Raw genomic sequence first — 17,892 nt, 5'->3', positions numbered from 1 at the left:
ATAATTTAAATTTTAAAACCATTTAACTGCAATCTTTTTTTCATTTTTTCAAAATGACTTCCAGGCCAGTAAACCTTTTTACATTGGGGACAAAAGTGAAACTCTTGAAAATATTTTTTAGTCCTGGGTTCAAGTAAAGGCAAGACATCTTTTTTAGCCACAGGCTTTAAAGGAGTATTACAAAGCAAGCAACGCTGAAAAAAACTCCTGGGTTTAAGACCAAAAACCCTTTTTATTTCTTGCAACTGCTCATCTGGATTGCTGGAGCGCAAAAGATAGCCAAAGTGAATCTGCTTTCGCTTTAACAAGCCAATATCTTTGGTTAAGACAACCCTTTGTTCCAGACTGGCCAGGTGAGCAATCTGTTCATCTCTTAACCTGGCCGCAAAAAGGGTATCAAAGCCAAGCATCCTAAGTAATACAGCCAATTTGCCCACATTGACATCACAGATAAAGCTCAGTTCTTTTTCTAGTTTGGGTCGTAATTTTGTCTTTTGACTAAAATCAAGAGGAAGAGTATGATAAAAAATATTTATTTTATCAAAGGGCTCAGGAATATAGGAAAAATTTAATTCTTGTGTTCCTCTATAAAGAGAGCCAATCTCTGTATGAGGGACCCCCAAAGCTTCTATAATATCTTTTATAGAGGCTTTACGCTGTAGAGGATAAGTAACCTCAAGCTCTTGATGTTTGAAAAAATATTGATATTCTTTGCTAAAGCAAAGAACAATAAAAGGAGTAGTAGACATTATGGAGCCTTTATTCTGGAAAAATCTCTTGATTTTCCTTGTACTCTTTAACTTTGTCTTACGTCAGGGATTAGAACTCTTAAACTTAAGACACCAAAAAACCAAGCTTCCTGCAGCAGCCAGAGATATTTATTCTCCTCAACAATATGCCCAAAGTCAACTCTATACCAAAGAAAAAACCTACTTTAAAATACTCTCTTCTGCTTTAGAGACAAGTTTACTAATTTATTTTCTTCAAACAGGATTTTTTGGTTGGCTCTATCATCAATTGGATTGGCTAAATATAAATACCATGGGGCAACAAATCCTTTATCTCCTTTTCTTATTACTCCTTACCACTCTTTTAAACCTTCCCTTTGAACTGTATGAACACTTTTACCTGGAAAAAAAATATCAATTTAACCGCATGAAACTTTCCTTATTTTTTCAAGACAAAATAAAAGAGTTTATTCTTAGCGCTCTTATTAGCTCCATTCTTTTGAGTATAATTATCTATCTCTGGAGCCATTATCCCAATACAGCCTGGTTTGTTGCCTGGGTTATTATTTTTGGCTTTGTCTTACTCTTACAATATCTTGCTCCTAAATTTATCTTGCCCCTCTTTAATCGCTTTACCCCACTTCCAGAAGGCACTTTACGCCAGGATATAACGCAATTGGCCCAAAAGCTTGGCTACACCCTGACCAACATCTATCTTATGGATGGCTCTAAACGCACCAGTAAAGCCAATGCCTTTTTAACTGGTTTTGGACAATACAAAAAAATAGCCCTTTTTGACACTCTATTGGAAAAATTAAAGGACCAAGAAATCCTGGCAGTGCTTGCGCATGAACTAGGTCACTTTAAATTAAAGCACATTTTCAAAAACTTGATTTTATTTTTATTGCAGCTTTTTATCTTTTTCTATTTAGCCAGCTTCTTTTTAACCAGTCTTCAGATAGCCCAGGCTTTAAATTTTAAACAACCAACAGTTATAGCTGGTCTTATTGCTTTTATGCTTCTTTTCTCTCCTTTAAGCCTATTGTTAAGTATTGTTAGCAATTATTTTTCCAGAACCTTTGAAAAACAGGCAGACAAACTAGCCTGCAAATACATTGACAATAACTACTTAATATCTGCTCTAAAAAAATTAGCCCAAAATAATTTAAGCAATTTAACTCCCCATCCACTCTATGTATTTTTCCACTACAGCCACCCTCCCCTGTTAGAACGACTAGCTTACTTAAGTAAGGAGAAAAAATGAAACTACTTCATACCGCAGACTGGCAAATAGGTTTAAAAGTCAATCAACTTGCCTATGCAGGAGAAAAGGTTCGAGAAGCTCGGTTTAAAACAATAGAAAGGATAATAGAGATGGCCAATAAGGAAAAAGTTGATTGTATTTTAGTTTGTGGTGATGTCTTTGACCACAATGCCATAAACCCTAAAACCCTTTCTAGACTATTAAATATCTTAAAAAGATTCTCCAATCCCATTTACTTACTCCCTGGCAATCATGACCCTCTGGTCTATGGTTCTATCTGGGAAAATCCTTTGTGGTCAGAAGTGGAAAATGTTTTTCTTCTTAAAGAAGAAAAGCCTATAGAATATGCTAACTACATTCTCTATCCTGCGCCGGTAAAAGATCCTTACACCCAAAAAGAATGTTTTCACTGGCTAAAAGAAGTAAATAAAAAGAAAATAAGTATTGGCCTGGGGCATTTAAACTTAGCTCTGGACGACAAATACCAGGAACTTTACTTAACCCCGAACCGAGCCAAAGAATTGGACTTTTCCTACCTGGCTCTTGGACACTGGCACTCTTATTACCAATATTCAGAAAAAATAGCTTATTCTGGCACTCCAGAAACCACCAAATTTGGAGAAGAAAACTCCGGTCAGGTTTTGCTGGTAGAAATTAAGCATCCCCAGGAACCACCTCAAATAACTCCTTTAAAAGTAGGAGAAATATCCTGGCTAAAAATGGAGAAAGAACTCTTTAGTGCTGAAGATATAGCAAGTTTAAAACAAGCTCTGCAAAAACTTATGCCAGAAAAAACCATCCTGGAGCTGACCCTAAAGGGCAATTTAAGCCCTACTAACTGGCAATCCCTAGAAAATCTTATTAATTTGGCCAGAGAAGAATTCCTGGAAATCAAGATAAGAGAAGAGGATTTATTTTTCCTGGAAGAAGCAGAGCTGGTTGACTCCATTGCTTCAGCCCTGGGCAAGGAACTGCTAAACTTTTTAAAGCAAGAAAAAAAGGAAGAAAGTATAACTTCAGCCGAATACAAAGAAGCTTTAAAACTAATCTTTAGTTTGGGTAGATAATTATGCAGCTTATAAATATAAAAATAAAAGGATGGCGCTGTTTTTTAGAAGAAACCACAATTGGACCTTTTTCTCCCAAAATCAATGTTATTTATGGTCCCAATGGTACGGGCAAAAGCTCTCTTTTTGAAGCTCTGTACAGGGGACTTTTTGAACTGCATCATTTAAAGAACAAAGAAATAAAGGCTATTGCCCCTTTGGGCAGACACCTATCTCCAGAGGTGGAGATAGAATTTAAACAAAACAATACCACTTATAAATTACAAAAATCCTTTTTAGACAGAGCCAATGCCCTTTTGCTTAGAAAAGAAGAAGACCTCTTTTTCCCTTTAGCTGAAGGAAAACAGGCAGACAATAAGTTAAGAGAAATCCTGGCTCTAGAAAAGGACAAAAAAAGTCTTAACCTGGAAGACTCTGGTATTTTCCATATCCTACTAATACCTCAAGATAGAATAGATTATCAAAAAATAACTCCTGAAATATTATCCTTGCTCCAAAATAAAAGAGATATCTTTTCTGATTTAGCAAGCAAAGACCTGGAAGAAAAAATAACCAATTATTATTTTACTTACTTTACCTCTACTGGAAGAATAAAAAAAGGGCAAAATGCCCCCTACATAGTAAAACTGGAAGAAAAACTAGAAAAAATAAAAGAAGAAAAATTAGAATTAGAAGAAAAATTAAAAGAATATGAAAGTTTAAGTACAACAATCAAAGACTTAAATACTCAAGAAAAGAAATTAAAAGAAGAAATAACTCAAGTAGAAATAAAGATAAAAAAATTAGTCCAGGAAACAGAAAAATTTACCAAATTGCAAACAGAATTAAGTAAAGTAAAACTGGAAAAAAGCAAGTCTGAATCAGAGCTAAAACTCATTTTAAGAAAGGTAAAGGAAATAAAAGATAAAGAAAAAAAGATAGAAACATTAAAAAATAAACAAAAAGATTACTCTAAAAAAGAACTGGACTTAAAAAAGATAAAAGAAGAAAAAGAGAAAAAACTGGAAAAATTAACTAAGGAAATCAAAATAATAAGCGAAGAAATAGAAAAATGGCAAATCCTTAAAGATAAAAAATACAAACAAGAAAATTTTTTAGAACTGGAGAAAAGGATTCAAGAAAAACAACCTATTCTTGAACAGGCTCAAAAACTGGAAAAAAAATATTATGAACTAACGGAGGAAATAAAAAAAATAAAACTTCCTTCTGCAGAAGAAGAAAAGAGAATTTTAGCTTTAAAGGAACATCTAAAAAAACTGCAAATTCAAAAGGAAAGTTTTCAAATTAACCTGGAATTGCTTGCTCTGGACGACATTAACATAACTCAGGAAAAGGAGAAAAAAAGAATAAAAAAAGGAGAAAAAATAAACCTAAAAAACTTTCCAGAAGTAGAACTGGAAATAGACAACATAGCAAAAATAAAGTCATCTATTGAAAATAAGGATATCAAGAATATAAAGGAAAAAGAAGAAAAAATAAATGCAGACATAAACCAGATATTAAAAACTTATAACCTAAAAAATATAGAAGAAATAGAAAGAAGAAAAAAAGAGATTGAAAGAAAACAAATAGAAATAGATAACATAGTTTCAACCATAAGAACCATTTTAAATGAAAAAAAATTGGCTCTATTTAGAGATGAAATAAATAAAATTATACAAAAAAAAGAAGAATTAGAAAAAAGTTTAAATTTAAAAGAAAAAATAAAAGAAAGCTTAGAAGAAATAGAAAAAGAAATAAAAATAAGAATAGAAAATCTACAAAGTAAAAATCTTTTAAATAAAAATTTAAATGAAGAAATAAGTAAACTCTCTTCTGAGTTAAACTATCTCTCAAGAACCCAAGAAACTGTGGCAGAAGAAATTAACAAGCTGGGATTGGAATTAGAGCAAAGCAAGCTCAATCTTGAAAGCTTACAACAAAATGCCCTTTTACTGGATATGGGTATAAAAAACATAAAAAAGGAAGAAGAAAGGCTAAGTCAGGAACTAAAAAAATATTCAACTGACCCGACAGAAGAACTAAAAAACACAGAAAAAAAACTGGAAGAATTACAAAATAAATATGGACAGATAAGTAGGGAACTAGAAAGGGCTAAATGGAACCTGGAACATTTAAGCAAAGAAAACATTTACATCAAGCTGGCCCAAAAAGAAGAAGAGCAAAGAAAACTGGAAAAAGAAAAGGAAAGAGAGCAAACCAAAATGCAGGCCATAGCCCTTTTATTCAGGGGCATAAATCAACTCAGGGAAAAACAAGCCCAGGAACTCATTCCCGACCTGCAAAAAAAGGCCTCTGCTTATTTTCACCAGATAAACGGCAGGCCAGGAACAATTGAACTTGATTCCCAGCTTACTCCTCAGGGAGTTATAAATTCTACTTTTAACCTGGGCTTAAATTTTCTCTCTGGAGGAGAAAAAGAGCAAATTTTCCTTGCCCTGAGATTAGCTCTGGCTGACTTTCTCTCCCAACAAGAACCCCAACTTCTGGTGCTGGACGATGCCCTGCCCTACACAGATAAACAAAAATTAGCCAATTTTTTTCAACTGGTAGAAAAGCTAAGTACTCGTATTCAATTTATTTTTCTTACCTGTCACCCGGAAAGGTTTGAAAATCTTCCAGCTACTTTCTGGAACCTGGAAGAGATTAAGTTGACAGGCAGCCATAAAAGTTAATACTAACAACCTTCATTCTACCTAAGGAGTATGCCATGAAAAAAATAGCTATTTTTCTCTGTGATTGTGGAAACAATTTAGCCGAAAAAATAGATTTTGACCTGTTAGAAAGTACTTTAACAACTTATGAGCATGTAGAGAAAGTTTTTAGATTCTCCCTTTTATGCAAAAAAAACAAACAAGAATTAGAGCATCTAAAAGGAAAATTTACCCACCTTCTTATAGGCGCCTGCTCAGAAAGGTCTTCCCTTACCTTTACAGAAGATAGGATTTATCAACTTTTAGATTACTTAGAAATAAATAGGGGACATTTTGAAAGCGTAAACCTAAGGGAACAATGCGTCTGGCATCACCCCAAAGCATCCAGAGAAGAGCTTACCTCCAAGGCTTTGGATATGTTTAATATTGCCTACACTAAACTTCTCTTCAATGAAAAGGCCTTAGACCTGCCTAAGTTTGCAGAAAAGGTCCTGGTAGTAGGCGGTGGTGTAGCAGGGCTTAGCGCCAGTTTAAACCTGGCCAAAATGGGCATTAAAACCACCCTGGTGGAAAGGGAAAAGTATCTAGGCGGAGTAGCCAGTAAAGTGCCCTTTCTCTGGCAATCTGAAGGCAGTTATGGTTTTTGTACCAGTGAATGTGTGCTTCCTGTCCTGGCCAGGGATGTACTTTTTGAGGAAAAGGTTACGCCCTTACTTTCTACAGAAATAGCCAGCATAGAAAAAAAACAAGGTAATTTTAAAGTAACTTTTCTGCAAAAAAACAATTTTGTAAATCCCAGCTTGTGTATTTCTTGTGGTAAATGCCAGGAAGTCTGTCCCGTAACCACGCCCAATCCTTTTGATTTTGGATTAACCCAAAAAAAGGCTATTGCTAAGGAAAACTTCCTTCTCTTACCAGATACTTACTCTTTAGATCCAGAAAACTGCACCTTTTGTGGAGAATGTGCGCAAATCTGTCCCACTAAGGCCATAGACTTAAAGGCAGAAAACCAATTAAGCACAGATACCTTTGGAGCCCTTATTCTGGCCACTGGTTTTGAAGCCAAATTGCCTCCAGACATCTCCTTTGAGCCAAATCATCCCAAAATTATTACTTTTACTCAGTTTGAACGCCTGGCTGCCAATCGTTTTTTTGGCCGTCCACCCCTTAGTGTGGTCTTTGTGCTTTGCCAAAAGGAACATACCGGCCATTGTTCCAGACTTTGCTGTACTATTGCGGCCAAACACGCCTTTCGCATGGCTTCCTTTTTTATGGGCACAGAAACCAGAGTAATCTATCAAGACTTTAAACCCATAGGAAGAAGTGGAGAATTTTTCTACAAGCAGGCCCAAGAAAAAGGCGTGGAGTTTATCAAAACCAGAATTAAAACAATTGAAGGAGAGGAGTGGTTAACCCTTACTACTGAAGAAGGAGAAGAAATAGAGGCAGATCTGGTGGTAATGGCTGAGCCCCTTTTGCCTCCAGAAATCTCTTTTTTAAAGGACCTAAAATTACTTACTGACGAGAAAAATTTCCCAGAAGAATTTCAACCCAAGATTATTAGACCTGGAGAAAGTTTAGTGGAGAGAGTCTTTTTAGCTGGTTCAGCCAGGGGAATAAAAGACGTGCAGGAAAGCATAGAATCAGGTGCCAATGCAGCCCTAAAAGCCAGCTTTGCCCTGCAAGGAAAAAAACAAAAATATGTCTCTCAAATTGACTTAGATAAATGCTCCCACTGCGGCCTATGTGTGCCCATCTGCCCTCATGGAGCCATTTTAAGCTCCAAAGATACTCCTTTTTTTATTGACCCTGGTTTTTGTAAAGGTTGTGGACTTTGTGTTAGTTCTTGCCCCTCCAGGGCCATTAACCTCAAAAACCTTACAGACTTACAAATCCTGGAAATGGCCAAAAAAGCCTTTGAACACGCCTTACCCTCTGAGCCCAAAATTCTGGCCTTTTTATGCTACTGGTGTTCCTATGCAGCTGGAGATTTAGTGGGTCCTAAAAAATTAGAGCTACCTTTAAACACCAGAACCATTCGGGTACGCTGCTCTGCTTCCCTCAATCCAGACCTGGCCCTGGAAATACTCACCTCTGGCTATGCAGATGGAGTCCTTATTGCAGGCTGCCCTCCTAAAAATTGCCACCATCTCTGGGGCAATTACCTGGAAGATAGAAGGGTAAAACTGCTCAAAGGGACCTTAAGTACTCTGGGACTGCCAAAGGAAAGCTTACGCTTTGAGTATATCGGGGTAACCCTTTCTGACAAGCTAGCTAAGGTGCTTAAAAGCATGAGTAAAAATATCAACCTCAGCTAGATTTTAACATTTTTCTCTTTTTTATTTTTAAGTTTAAAATTTCTACAAAAAGAGAAAAAATCATGGCAAAATAGATATAGCCCCTTTCAATATGTTTTCCTAAGGCTTCTGCTATTAAGGAAACACCAATTAAAAGTAAAAAAGAAAGGGCCAAAATTTTAAATGTGGGGTGTAATTGTAAAAAGGAATTTAACTTTTCCGCAAAAAACATCATTATAGCTACAGATAAAATAATAGCTAAAACCATAACCCAGATTTCCTTTGCCATAGCTAAAGCAACAATAATTGAATCTAAAGAAAATACCACATCCATAAAAACTATTTCTAATAGAATAATTAGCAAAGAATGTCTTTGTTTATTCTTTTTAAATTCTTGTACTCCTTCTAGACGAAGATGTATTTCTTTTGTCCCTTTATACAATAAAAACACTCCACCTATACAGAAAACTATATTTCTAATGGAAACAGGAAATTTACCAATAAAAAACAAAGGAGAAGCAAGATGCAAAAAATAAGCCAGGACAAAAAGCAAAAGAATTCTGGAAATCATTGCAGCCAGTAATCCCAATCTTCTTGCTCTGGGCTGAGATTTTGCTGGCAATTTTTCTGAAACTACAGAGATAAAAACAAGGTTATCAATACCCAAAGCTACTTCCATTAAGGTGAGACTAAATAAAGCCACTATTGTTTCCCAACTAAGCATGTGTTTTATCCTCCTTTTTCTCTCTAAAATCTGTTGACAAAATTTAAGTTAACTTTAAGGCAATATCCTTTCTTGCACTTTATTCAGGATAACTATAAGATTAAACCCTACTTTTTCAAAGGAGAAAATTCATATGTTTACCCAAGAGGAACTACAAAAATACGCTCAGGTTCTTATCTGGGGAATGGAAAAGGCTAGAAGCACTAAGTTTTCCCCCCAAGATATAGTCTTGATAAGAACCGATAAAGCTGCTTTACCTTTAGCCAATATCCTTTTGCAGGAGCTTTTGCAAAAGGATTTAAATCCCCTAGTTCGCATAAACTATCCACCAGAACTGGAAAAGACCTTTTTTGGTCAGGCCCGGGACTTTCAGCTTACCTTTAAAGTGCCAGGAGAAGAAGAGCTCTATTCCAACTTAAATGGTCTGATTTCCCTTTTGGCACCCGAATCCCTCACTCACCTACAAAGTGTAAACCCAGAGTCCATTGGCAAATTTGCTCTGGCCAAAAAATACTTAAGAGACATTTTGGAAAAGAGAGAAAATCAAGGGTTATTTGGTTGGACCTTATGCCTTTATCCTACAGATGAACTGGCTAATAAGGCTGGCCTATCCCTTGCTGAGTATACTCAAGAGATTAAAAAAGCAGTATTTCTGGAGACAGAAAATCCCAGTCAAAAATGGGAAACCATTTTTAGACAAAGTGAAACAATTAAAAGCTGGCTAAATTCTCTGGCCATAGAATATGTGGAAGTACGCTCAAAACATACGCAACTCAAAGTGTTTATAGGTGAAAACAGACGCTGGATTGGGGTCTCCGGCCACAACATCCCCAGTTTTGAAATTTTTCTTTCTCCTGATTTTCGCTTTACTGAAGGCACTTACTTTGCAGACCAACCTTCTTATAGAAGTGGCAATTTAGTAGAAGGTGTAAAGCTTACTTTTAAACAGGGAAAGGTAGTAGAAGTAAAAGCGAAAAAGGGAGAAGAATTTGTTCGCAAACAACTAGAAATGGATGCAGGAGCTAGTTATTTGGGAGAGTTTTCTCTAACTGATAGAAGATTTTCACCAATAGGCAAGTTTATGGCCAATACCCTTTTTGACGAAAATTTTGGAGGAAAGTTTGGCAACTGTCATATAGCAGTAGGAGCTTCCTATGCAGATACCTATGCTGGCAATCCCCAGGAACTAACGCCTGAAAAAAAGAAAGAACTGGGTTTTAATGAATCAGCCTTGCACTGGGACCTGGTAAATACAGAGGATAAAGAAGTAATTGCTCACTTAAAAAATGGAGAAAAAATAACCATTTACAAGGAAGGGGAATTTCAGGTAAAACTTTAAAAATAACCCAGGCTGGTGAGATAGGCTAGCTTTTCTTCCTTTTCCCTATCTCTACCAGCCCTTTCCTCTCCACCTGTCACCATCTTGGTACAGGGAATACAGCCTAAAGAACGATATCCTTTCTCATATAAGGAACAAAAAGGGACATTTTCTTTATACAAAAAGGTCCAGATATCCAGCTCTGTCCAATCTAAAATGGGATTTACCTGTAAATAATCAGGATTTTCTCTTTGTTCTTTATAGTCTCTCTGTTTTCTAAATCTATGTTCGTCTCTTCTAAGACCTGTAAGTAAGACCTCTATACCTAAAGTCTTAATGCTTTGCTTTAAGGGTACAATCTTTAAGTCATAACAACACTTCACCTTATCTTTAGCTATCTCATAGTGCAATAAGTTCACGTCTGGCTTGGCAATATGTAATTCTATATTCCAAAGAAGACTTATCTCTTCTCTAAAAGCAACTATCTCCGGGAATTTAAGACCTGTATCTATGCTAAGAGCCTTTACTTTATTTATATTTTTCTTTTCTAAAAGATTCTTCCATAGATATAATACTGTGGTTGAATCCTTGCCTCCTGTCCAGGAAACAAAAATTTTATCCTCAGGATAAGAACGCAATATATTTTCTAGCAACTCATTACTTTTGGCTATCTTGTCTTCCAGACTCAACACCACTAAAATCTCCCAATATCCTGCCTTTCCCTTCCATTTTGGCTTTGTAAAGCAAATTGTCTGCTCTTTTAATGATTTCACTCACACTGTCAATATCAGGGAACAAACTTATACATCCTCCGCTAAAGCTAAGTTTTACTTCTTTGCCTGCAATATTGGTCAACTCCTTCAACCCCCTAAGCATTCTCTTACCGACTTCCAGACTTTTAAATAAATCTGAATTTAAAAGCAAAACGCAAAATTCATCTCCTCCATAACGGAAAATAACATCATTATCTCTCAGGTAAGAACGCATAACTTTACCTATTTCTTTTAAAACCAAATCTCCAAAATCATGTCCATATTCATCATTGATTTTTTTAAAATCATCAAGGTCAAAAAACATTATAGATGTGGAAATTTTATGCCTTTTATAAGTAGCTATAGCTTCTCGAAACCTCATCTCCATATACCTTCTATTATAAAGACCTGTTAAGTAGTCAACAAAGGAAGACTTTTCTAATTTCTTATTAGCTAACTCTAATTCTTTTTTTTGTTTATCAAGATCTCTCAATAACAAAAAATTGTTTCTATCTAACTTTTCTATTAAAAATCCAGCATATACAGAGCAAATAAGGGAAAATATCAAAAAAGAAACATCTATAATGATATATTCAATATCAAGATGAGGATTATAAAATAAACCAGCTAAATAAACTCCCCAAATAGCTAAAACAGATATGTTTACATAATCAACCAAAATCCGAGAAAAAGTATAGGAGTAAATAAAGACCAAAATAAGTCCAATAAAATGTAAATGGGCTTTATGGTCTATAGACATATTTGTTATATAAATAATGCTAAATCCTACCACAAATACAATAAAAGAAACTAGATAAGGAAGCCAGTTTTTAAAATAATCAGAAAAACTTAAAATAAAAATTGGAAAAAAAAGAAAAAGTAAAAGCACTCCCTTGATTAACCAGGCCAGGGGATAAATATCTGGAGTTAAGATGGGATCAATCAAGAAAAAGAAAGAATAAATCAGAGCACCCAACAAGAGGGACAGGCGAATATATTTTATATTATAATATTGGCGGAACTCTTCCTCCAATTTAGAATCCTTAAATCTTAAGTAAAAAGAAGGAAACTTAAGTTTCTGCATAAATATTTTACATAAACATCTGTTATCAAAAGAAAAAAAGATACCACCCACTACTTATTGTTAATATATAACCTGATTTTTAAACTATGTATAGGGTTTATTTATAGATGTTGTGCTATTTTTTGAAAAAAGACAAACTATCTGAAACAAAACCTATAAAAAAAGGAAGGTCAAAAGACCTTCCTTTTCACAATTTACTGAAAGGGTTTTATTATTTTGTCCTAACTTCCCAGGTGGCAACTTCTTCTTCTTTTTCCACCTCTTCATACCCTGTAAACATGGCCTTAATGTGGGTGAAAATAGTCTCTCCAGTTGTGGTCATGTAAATGTGTACAATCAAAAAAATGAAAAAGGCAAAAGCCCCTGCTGTATGCAGATAAGCAATACTATCCAAAGACAACTTTATATTCCATTCAGTCCATTTGTTGTAATAATAATACAAAAATCCAGTAATAATTTGAAAAGGAACCAGAAAAGAGACTATCATTAAATAGGTAATCCTTTGCAAGGGATTGTGTTTACTTTCTGTTTTGGGTACAGGATGAGGCTTGCCCCTAAAAATATCAAAAAGATAATAGCGTACAACTTCCAAAAGTTTTCTGTAAGTGGGCAGATATTGCTTCCACTCTCCTGTGGTAATAAGCCAGAAAACAATAAAAGCATATAAGATTAACAAAGACCAGGCACAAAAGTTATGTACCTGAAAAGCCTTTTTAAACCCAAGCCAGACATAACTTCCATGTATTTCCAGGCCTGTCATTAATAAAATTATAATCAAAAGGGCCTGAACCCAGTGCCAAAAACGTTCAAAACGGGTATAGAGATATATTTTCATCTCTTCCTCCTAGTCCTTTTTATAAAAAATTCTAAGTAAGCCATGAATCAACACTCCCAACAAAGCAGCTACCACTCCACTCCAACCAAGTACATCTAAAACCTGTAGAGAATCCCTTCCTGGCATGTAAAAACCAGTCAGTTTCTTTAATCTGCCATTCTTGGAGTGACATTCATTACAATTTAAAGCCTTTTCCTTAGGAGCAACCATGTGAGTAGTAGGAAAGTAATACTCTGTCTCCACAAAAGAGTATTTTCCACTATAGGGAAGTTCAGCGTACTTCATTCCAGCTTCAATGGCTGCACCCCAGTCAAAATTTTTCCAATAGGCCTTGGATTCTTTGGAGCCAAAAAGATGAGGTACAACAAAGGTATTGTTTATAGGATCAAAGGGCTGCTTTCCTCTATGAACTTTAAAGGGATAAATTCTGGACTTGGGATCATCCTTACTGCCTATAACCCGGTTAATCTTAATAGGTTGTTTTTGAGGATCTACCTTATCTGTAAGCAAGATATAATCCATGGAGCCATTAAACCACAGGTATTCAGGCACCACATTTTTCTTCCAGACAAATTCTCCTTTTAGAGAATTATACTTATCTTTTCCAAATTCATCTTTTACTGTGTAAGGTTTGTTATCTTTGAGTTGTCCAGCCTTGGACCAATCCCAATACATCTTTGTGGGCAATTTTCTGGCAAAAGTGGGAATATGACAACTCTGACAGGCAACTTTATCCGTGTGATCGTTTAGTTTGGCCATGTTTTTGTGAGGAGTGGCTGAATGGCAGGATTCACAGGCAATTCGCTTAATCTGGTCGTCTTCCAGCAAGCTTTTTCTCTCTCTAAAAGCAGGTTGTTTATAACACCTGCCTGCAATTTTATGGGCCTCTGTGCTATGGCAGCGTACACAGGTAAAGTTAGCACCCTTGGGACTCATGTGGACATCCAGGTCCCTGGAAGGGTTAAACATGGAAGAATCCAGGTCTCCGTGCTTTACGCCATCACCTCCACCTCCAAAAAAGTGACAGGTACCACAATTATAACGCGTAGGCCTGCCCACACTCTGGGCAATGGTTTTATAATCAGGTGGATAAAAGGTCTTTTGACCAAATTTTTTGGGTTCAGATACAGGATAACCAGCTAAGGTAGGGAACTTTTTATAGGTGCCAGTCTGGTCATGGCAGACCAGGCAATCCACTTTATCCTGCCTGGAAAAATCAAAATGCCTATCTTTCCAGCCAAAACCAGCATGACAGGAAGTGCATCTGGGCTCATTACTCCAAATGGAAATGCAGTAATTGTTAAAAGTCAGCCCCCCCTTACCCATTTTTTTCTCCGGGTCATAAGGACAAAGCCAGGTCCAGTGGATAGTCTTTTGCATCTGTTTGGCCGCTTCATTATGACAGGAAAGACAGGCAGCAATAACCTCTTCCGGGGTTTTAAAATCTTGGTTTAAAATTTTGTGCTTGCTGTGATCTGCGGTAATCCAGTGTACAGGTTCTTTGGGACCTGCCTGCACCTTCTTTTCCTCAGCACTTAAAGCAAGCCCGCTAAATAGACCCAGCCAAAATACAATCAAAAAGGTAAACTTTTTGCCCATATCCCTACCTCCTACAACTTCCTTTTGGAGATAAGGATAAACACAAATAAGTAATCAAAGTCAACTTTTTTTTACTTCTGCGTAAGTAAGGAATCCAGGCGGGGTTGCAAAGAAGCAATATGTTTTAAATAAGAATCCATTTCCTTTTTAGAAATAGGAGTGGTAGGAGTGGACTTTAATGTCAAGGGGTTTATATACAGACCATTTTTTTTCACTCTAAAATCCAAATGCGGCCCTGTAGCATAGCCTGTCTTACCCACATAACCAATAACTTGCCCCTGTTTTACTTTTTTACCTGTTTTCATGGCCCTGGCAAATCTACTCATATGGTTATAAATGGTCTCATAACCATTTTTATGCCTGATTTTAATAAACTTACCAGCAGCTTTATCCCAACCTATCTGCACTATCACCCCATCTCCCACACTTTTTATGGGTGTACCTAAGGGAGCTGCATAATCCACTCCCTGATGGGGCCTAACCACCTTTAAGATGGGATGTTTTCTATGTAAGGAATACCCTGAAGATATCCTGCTAAAGGCAAGGGGAGCTTTTAAAAAGGCCTTTCTCAAAGAACGACCCTGTAAGTCAAAATAATCTTCTCTATTTCCTGTCCTATAATAAAAAGCATAAAAAGGCTTGCCCTGATTAATAAATTTGGCTGCCAGAATTTTACCATAACCAGCAAACTGGTTTTGCCTGTATCTTTTCTCCACCAAAACCACAAAACTATCTCCAGGCCAGATATCTCGAATAAAATCTATATCCCAGCCAAAAATATTAGCCAGATTAATGGCCAGGGCAGGCTCTTCTCCTGCCTTTTTCACAGCCAAAAACAAACTATCTTCTATTGTGCCCTGAACTAAAACTTCTTTTACTTCATAGTGAATTTTCTTTAAGCTAATCTCAAAATTTCCTCTGGAAATAAGTACACTTAAAACATTATTCTCATCAATTTCATAATCAAAGCCTACCAAAGTGTTATCTCTAAAAAGCAACCTATACTTATGCCCTACCCTTAAATCTTCCAGGGAATAATAAGGCCTGGCCCTGTTTACCAGAGCATAAATCTCTTCTACTCCAAGATACTCTCCCAGAAGAGAGATCAAATTATCTCCTGCAACTATACTTGCTTCTTTTACTACAACTTCCTGCAAGGGCTTAAAAGCAGTATCTTCTTTTAAAGCTAGGGTATGTGCTTTCTCTAAATCTGGCCTGGGAGGAAGGCTGGCTTCAATATTGGAGCTAACAGGAAAGAAAAAATAAAAATAAAAAACAGCAATCCCACAAATGCCTGCCATTAGCCACCAGAGCTTCTTGGCAGGAGCCTTGCGCCTGAGTTTAAGCCTTTTTAACCTCACCCTTGGCTTATTATATCCAATCAAAATCATTAACTCCTTTTTAAAAATCCTTCTAAATCCAGAAGTTAAGTTATTTTTTTAAAAAAAGTCAAGAATCAAAAATAGTTATTTTTACCTTGATATTTTTCTGCAACAATATCAACCAGCTAGCCTAATAAATTTTATTTTTTAATAATTATGACAAAAAAGTTTAAATATCTTAAGTTTAAGTTTACACTTAAAAACTTTTAGCTTGTTTTTAAAAACCAATTGACTTTTTAGCATCTTTTGTTTACTTCAAAAGTAAAGAAGTGGTGATAAGCGGTGATAAAAAAGAGTATCTATTTCTTCTTTATTTTTAGCTTTTTTTTAGTGCTTGTTCAAAACCACCTACACCTATTCCTAACTGGAATTTCAAAGAAAAAGCAATAACTATTGAATATCAAGCTAATCCCAATCTAAACTATTATGACAATTTCCCCCATTCTTTACTAGTAGTAATCTGCCAGCTAGATGATCCCAACAATTTCAAAAAACTATCTTCTTACAAAGAAGGCCTGCTAAAAATTTTAAATCAGAATTTACAAGATAACAATGTCCTTACTTATAAGAGGATATTTATTGAGCCAGGAAGTAAGGATAAAATAGTCTTAGATAGAGTAAAAGACGCGCAATGGTTGGCCATAGTTGCTGCTTACTACAATTTAGAACCAACCAAAACCACTTTGTTTATTCAAATACCTTACAAACTAAAGAAAAAAGGATTTTTTTCTAGAGAAAAAATAGCAATCATACCAGACCTCAACTTAAAATTAATTTTTACTGAAAATAGCCTGCAAGAGTTAAAGGAGACTACTCAATGAATTTTTCTCCAGTATTTTGGTTCCAGGGTCTTTTTTTACAGCCTCAACACTTTCAACAGCAAGAAATATACATCCAAAAGATAAATGCTTACCAGCTAGAAAACTTCAACTACTATTGGGGAATAAGTGAACTAAAGTTTAGAAAATCTTCCCTGGTAGAAAATCTTTTAGAAATAGAAAAGGTAAAAGCTCTTTTTCCAGATAAAACTTATGTAGATTATCCCCAAAATGCCATTCTTAGACCTCGCAGTCTCAAAAAATTGGATGGCACAAAAGAAACTTTGGTCTATCTTGGCTTAAAAAAATTAATGCCAGATAGTTCAAATGTAACTGAAGATATAGAAGAAGGGGTCATAGGTACTAGATTTGTTTCCTCTCCAGATCCCAGAGACGTAAAAGACATTTATTTAGCAGACTCTCCTGTAGCCAAGGTTAGGTTTTTGCAATATGTGCTAAATATTTTTTTTGAAGAGGAATTAGAGTCTTTAAATGACTATTACCTCCTTCCCCTGGCTAAAGTCAAAAAAGAAGAAAAGGGATGGACTATTACTTCTGATTTTCTTCCACCCTTACTTAATGTAAAAAACTTCTCTTATTTTTCTAATTTTTTACTACAGCTAAAAGAACACATCCTTTCTAAACTACAAACCTTGGAGGGTTATAAATTAAACAAAGACTCTCAACGCAATAATTTTGAAATAGGATATTTAAGATATCTTCTGGACCTTTTAGTGCTAAATAGAAATATTCCTTTGCTGGAGCAATTTATTCAAAGTAATAGCTTGCATCCCTTTAAATTATATTCTTACTTAAGCCAATTAGTAGGTGAGCTAAGTACCTTTACAGATAGAATAAATGCCTTAGGTATTACTTCTGAAAATAAAAAACTCTTGACTGGTTATCAACATAACAATCTCTACCAAAGCTTTTCAGAATTAATCTTACTCCTGGAGGAACTGTTAGATGCTATTGTCATTGGTGCAGAAAACATCTTAAGGTTGACTAGAAAAGAAGACTTTTTTGAGGTAAGTCTTCCTCTTAATCTATTGCAAGATAAGTTTAATTATTGTTTAGTAATTACCACCCAAGAAGAGAGCTCTATCCCCAGCTTGGAGTCCTTAGCCAAGATATCTACCAGTTCCCATCTAGAAACCTTAATTGCCCGGGCCTTACCTGGCCTTCCCTTCTTTCAGCGCACTTCTCCTCCACCAGGATTACCCAAAAAAGAACACACCTACTTTTTTGTTTTAGAAAAGGACTCCAAAATCTGGCCCAGGATTAAAGAAAGTGGAGACTTAGCCTTATATTGGGAGAATGCACCAGAAGATGCTTCTGTAGATCTAGTAATTTCTAAGCTATAGAGAATT

Annotated in this window: 13 protein-coding genes and 1 pseudogene; 7 read left to right on the top strand and 7 right to left on the bottom strand. The window is 35.7% G+C overall.

Annotated features, from left to right (window positions below; all coding sequences use genetic code 11):
• Window positions 1-5: 5 nt before the first annotated feature.
• Window positions 6-749 (bottom strand): Mut7-C RNAse domain-containing protein, encoded by a 744-nt coding sequence (locus ACTCIM_RS05465; protein ID WP_472314334.1) that lies wholly within the window; start codon window positions 747-749, stop codon window positions 6-8.
• A 1-nt stretch (window position 750) separates the two neighbouring features.
• Here ACTCIM_RS05465 and ACTCIM_RS05460 point away from each other — a divergent pair, with 1 nt between their 5' ends.
• From ACTCIM_RS05460 to ACTCIM_RS05445, 4 genes are read left to right on the top strand one after another with little or no spacing between them, the layout of a single operon-like run.
• Complete coding sequence (locus ACTCIM_RS05460) at window positions 751-1,992, top strand: M48 family metalloprotease (protein ID WP_029966726.1); 1,242 nt, start codon at window positions 751-753, stop codon at window positions 1,990-1,992.
• Window positions 1,989-3,059, top strand: coding sequence for a metallophosphoesterase family protein (locus ACTCIM_RS05455; protein WP_472314332.1), 1,071 nt, complete (start codon window positions 1,989-1,991; stop codon window positions 3,057-3,059). Before ACTCIM_RS05460 ends, ACTCIM_RS05455 begins: the two co-directional genes overlap by 4 nt.
• Before the next feature lie 2 nt (window positions 3,060-3,061).
• Window positions 3,062-5,734 carry an AAA family ATPase gene (locus tag ACTCIM_RS05450; protein ID WP_472314330.1) on the top strand — a complete coding sequence of 891 codons (2,673 nt, stop codon included), beginning with the start codon at window positions 3,062-3,064 and terminating at the stop codon, window positions 5,732-5,734.
• A gap of 35 nt (window positions 5,735-5,769) precedes the next feature.
• A complete protein-coding gene (locus ACTCIM_RS05445) occupies window positions 5,770-8,031 on the top strand; it encodes an FAD-dependent oxidoreductase (RefSeq protein WP_472314328.1) in 2,262 nt (753 codons plus the stop codon).
• Here the strand turns inward: ACTCIM_RS05445 and ACTCIM_RS05440 are convergent.
• Complete coding sequence (locus ACTCIM_RS05440; RefSeq protein ID WP_472314326.1) at window positions 8,024-8,734, bottom strand: TerC family protein; 711 nt, start codon at window positions 8,732-8,734, stop codon at window positions 8,024-8,026. The genes ACTCIM_RS05445 and ACTCIM_RS05440 overlap by 8 nt on opposite strands.
• A 133-nt stretch (window positions 8,735-8,867) precedes the next feature.
• Here ACTCIM_RS05440 and ACTCIM_RS05435 point away from each other — a divergent pair, with 133 nt between their 5' ends.
• Complete coding sequence (locus ACTCIM_RS05435) at window positions 8,868-10,073, top strand: aminopeptidase (RefSeq protein WP_472314324.1); 1,206 nt, start codon at window positions 8,868-8,870, stop codon at window positions 10,071-10,073.
• Here ACTCIM_RS05435 and ACTCIM_RS05430 read toward each other — a convergent pair.
• The 5 genes from ACTCIM_RS05430 to ACTCIM_RS05410 form a co-directional block, all read right to left on the bottom strand.
• Window positions 10,070-10,744, bottom strand: a complete 675-nt coding sequence (locus ACTCIM_RS05430) for a phosphoadenosine phosphosulfate reductase family protein (protein ID WP_464280147.1) — start codon at window positions 10,742-10,744, stop codon at window positions 10,070-10,072. The two genes, ACTCIM_RS05435 and ACTCIM_RS05430, sit on opposite strands and share 4 nt — an antisense overlap.
• A complete protein-coding gene (locus ACTCIM_RS05425; RefSeq protein ID WP_472314322.1) occupies window positions 10,710-11,837 on the bottom strand; it encodes a GGDEF domain-containing protein in 1,128 nt (375 codons plus the stop codon). The genes ACTCIM_RS05430 and ACTCIM_RS05425 overlap by 35 nt, the downstream gene beginning before the upstream one ends.
• Before the next feature lie 262 nt (window positions 11,838-12,099).
• Complete coding sequence (locus tag ACTCIM_RS05420) at window positions 12,100-12,723, bottom strand: cytochrome b/b6 domain-containing protein (RefSeq protein WP_029968651.1); 624 nt, start codon at window positions 12,721-12,723, stop codon at window positions 12,100-12,102.
• A 9-nt stretch (window positions 12,724-12,732) separates the two neighbouring features.
• A complete protein-coding gene (locus ACTCIM_RS05415) occupies window positions 12,733-14,322 on the bottom strand; it encodes a tetrathionate reductase family octaheme c-type cytochrome (RefSeq protein ID WP_472314319.1) in 1,590 nt (529 codons plus the stop codon).
• 71 nt (window positions 14,323-14,393) lie between these two features.
• The gene (locus ACTCIM_RS05410) at window positions 14,394-15,713 is read right to left on the bottom strand and encodes a M23 family metallopeptidase (protein ID WP_472314318.1); all 1,320 of its coding nucleotides are present in this window, start codon (window positions 15,711-15,713) and stop codon (window positions 14,394-14,396) included.
• Between the two features lie 329 nt (window positions 15,714-16,042).
• On the opposite strand from ACTCIM_RS05410, the pseudogene ACTCIM_RS05405 reads away from it, so the two are divergent.
• Window positions 16,043-16,525: pseudogene (locus ACTCIM_RS05405) on the top strand (type VI secretion lipoprotein TssJ); the annotation flags it as partial.
• Window positions 16,522-17,886: a type VI secretion system baseplate subunit TssK gene (gene tssK / locus ACTCIM_RS05400; RefSeq protein ID WP_464280152.1), complete on the top strand. Its 1,365-nt coding sequence runs from the start codon at window positions 16,522-16,524 to the stop codon at window positions 17,884-17,886. The pseudogene ACTCIM_RS05405 and the gene tssK, both read left to right, overlap by 4 nt.
• The last annotated feature ends 6 nt before the right edge of the window (window positions 17,887-17,892 follow it).

Source organism: Desulfonauticus sp. (genome assembly GCF_055126295.1).
Note: the sequence above shows the minus strand (reverse complement) of the source record. Positions and strands in the feature narration are given on the sequence as shown.

What these genes read in the sequence shown, in the direction of transcription:
- ACTCIM_RS05465 (WP_472314334.1), bottom strand. Translation starts at nt 749, where the DNA reads ATGTCTACTACTCCTTTTATTGTTCTTTGCTTTAGCAAAGAATATCAA.
- ACTCIM_RS05460 (WP_029966726.1), top strand. Translation starts at nt 751, where the DNA reads ATGGAGCCTTTATTCTGGAAAAATCTCTTGATTTTCCTTGTACTCTTT.
- ACTCIM_RS05455 (WP_472314332.1), top strand. Translation starts at nt 1,989, where the DNA reads ATGAAACTACTTCATACCGCAGACTGGCAAATAGGTTTAAAAGTCAAT.
- ACTCIM_RS05450 (WP_472314330.1), top strand. Translation starts at nt 3,062, where the DNA reads ATGCAGCTTATAAATATAAAAATAAAAGGATGGCGCTGTTTTTTAGAA.
- ACTCIM_RS05445 (WP_472314328.1), top strand. Translation starts at nt 5,770, where the DNA reads ATGAAAAAAATAGCTATTTTTCTCTGTGATTGTGGAAACAATTTAGCC.
- ACTCIM_RS05440 (WP_472314326.1), bottom strand. Translation starts at nt 8,734, where the DNA reads ATGCTTAGTTGGGAAACAATAGTGGCTTTATTTAGTCTCACCTTAATG.
- ACTCIM_RS05435 (WP_472314324.1), top strand. Translation starts at nt 8,868, where the DNA reads ATGTTTACCCAAGAGGAACTACAAAAATACGCTCAGGTTCTTATCTGG.
- ACTCIM_RS05420 (WP_029968651.1), bottom strand. Translation starts at nt 12,723, where the DNA reads ATGAAAATATATCTCTATACCCGTTTTGAACGTTTTTGGCACTGGGTT.
- ACTCIM_RS05415 (WP_472314319.1), bottom strand. Translation starts at nt 14,322, where the DNA reads ATGGGCAAAAAGTTTACCTTTTTGATTGTATTTTGGCTGGGTCTATTT.
- ACTCIM_RS05410 (WP_472314318.1), bottom strand. Translation starts at nt 15,713, where the DNA reads ATGATTTTGATTGGATATAATAAGCCAAGGGTGAGGTTAAAAAGGCTT.
- tssK (WP_464280152.1), top strand. Translation starts at nt 16,522, where the DNA reads ATGAATTTTTCTCCAGTATTTTGGTTCCAGGGTCTTTTTTTACAGCCT.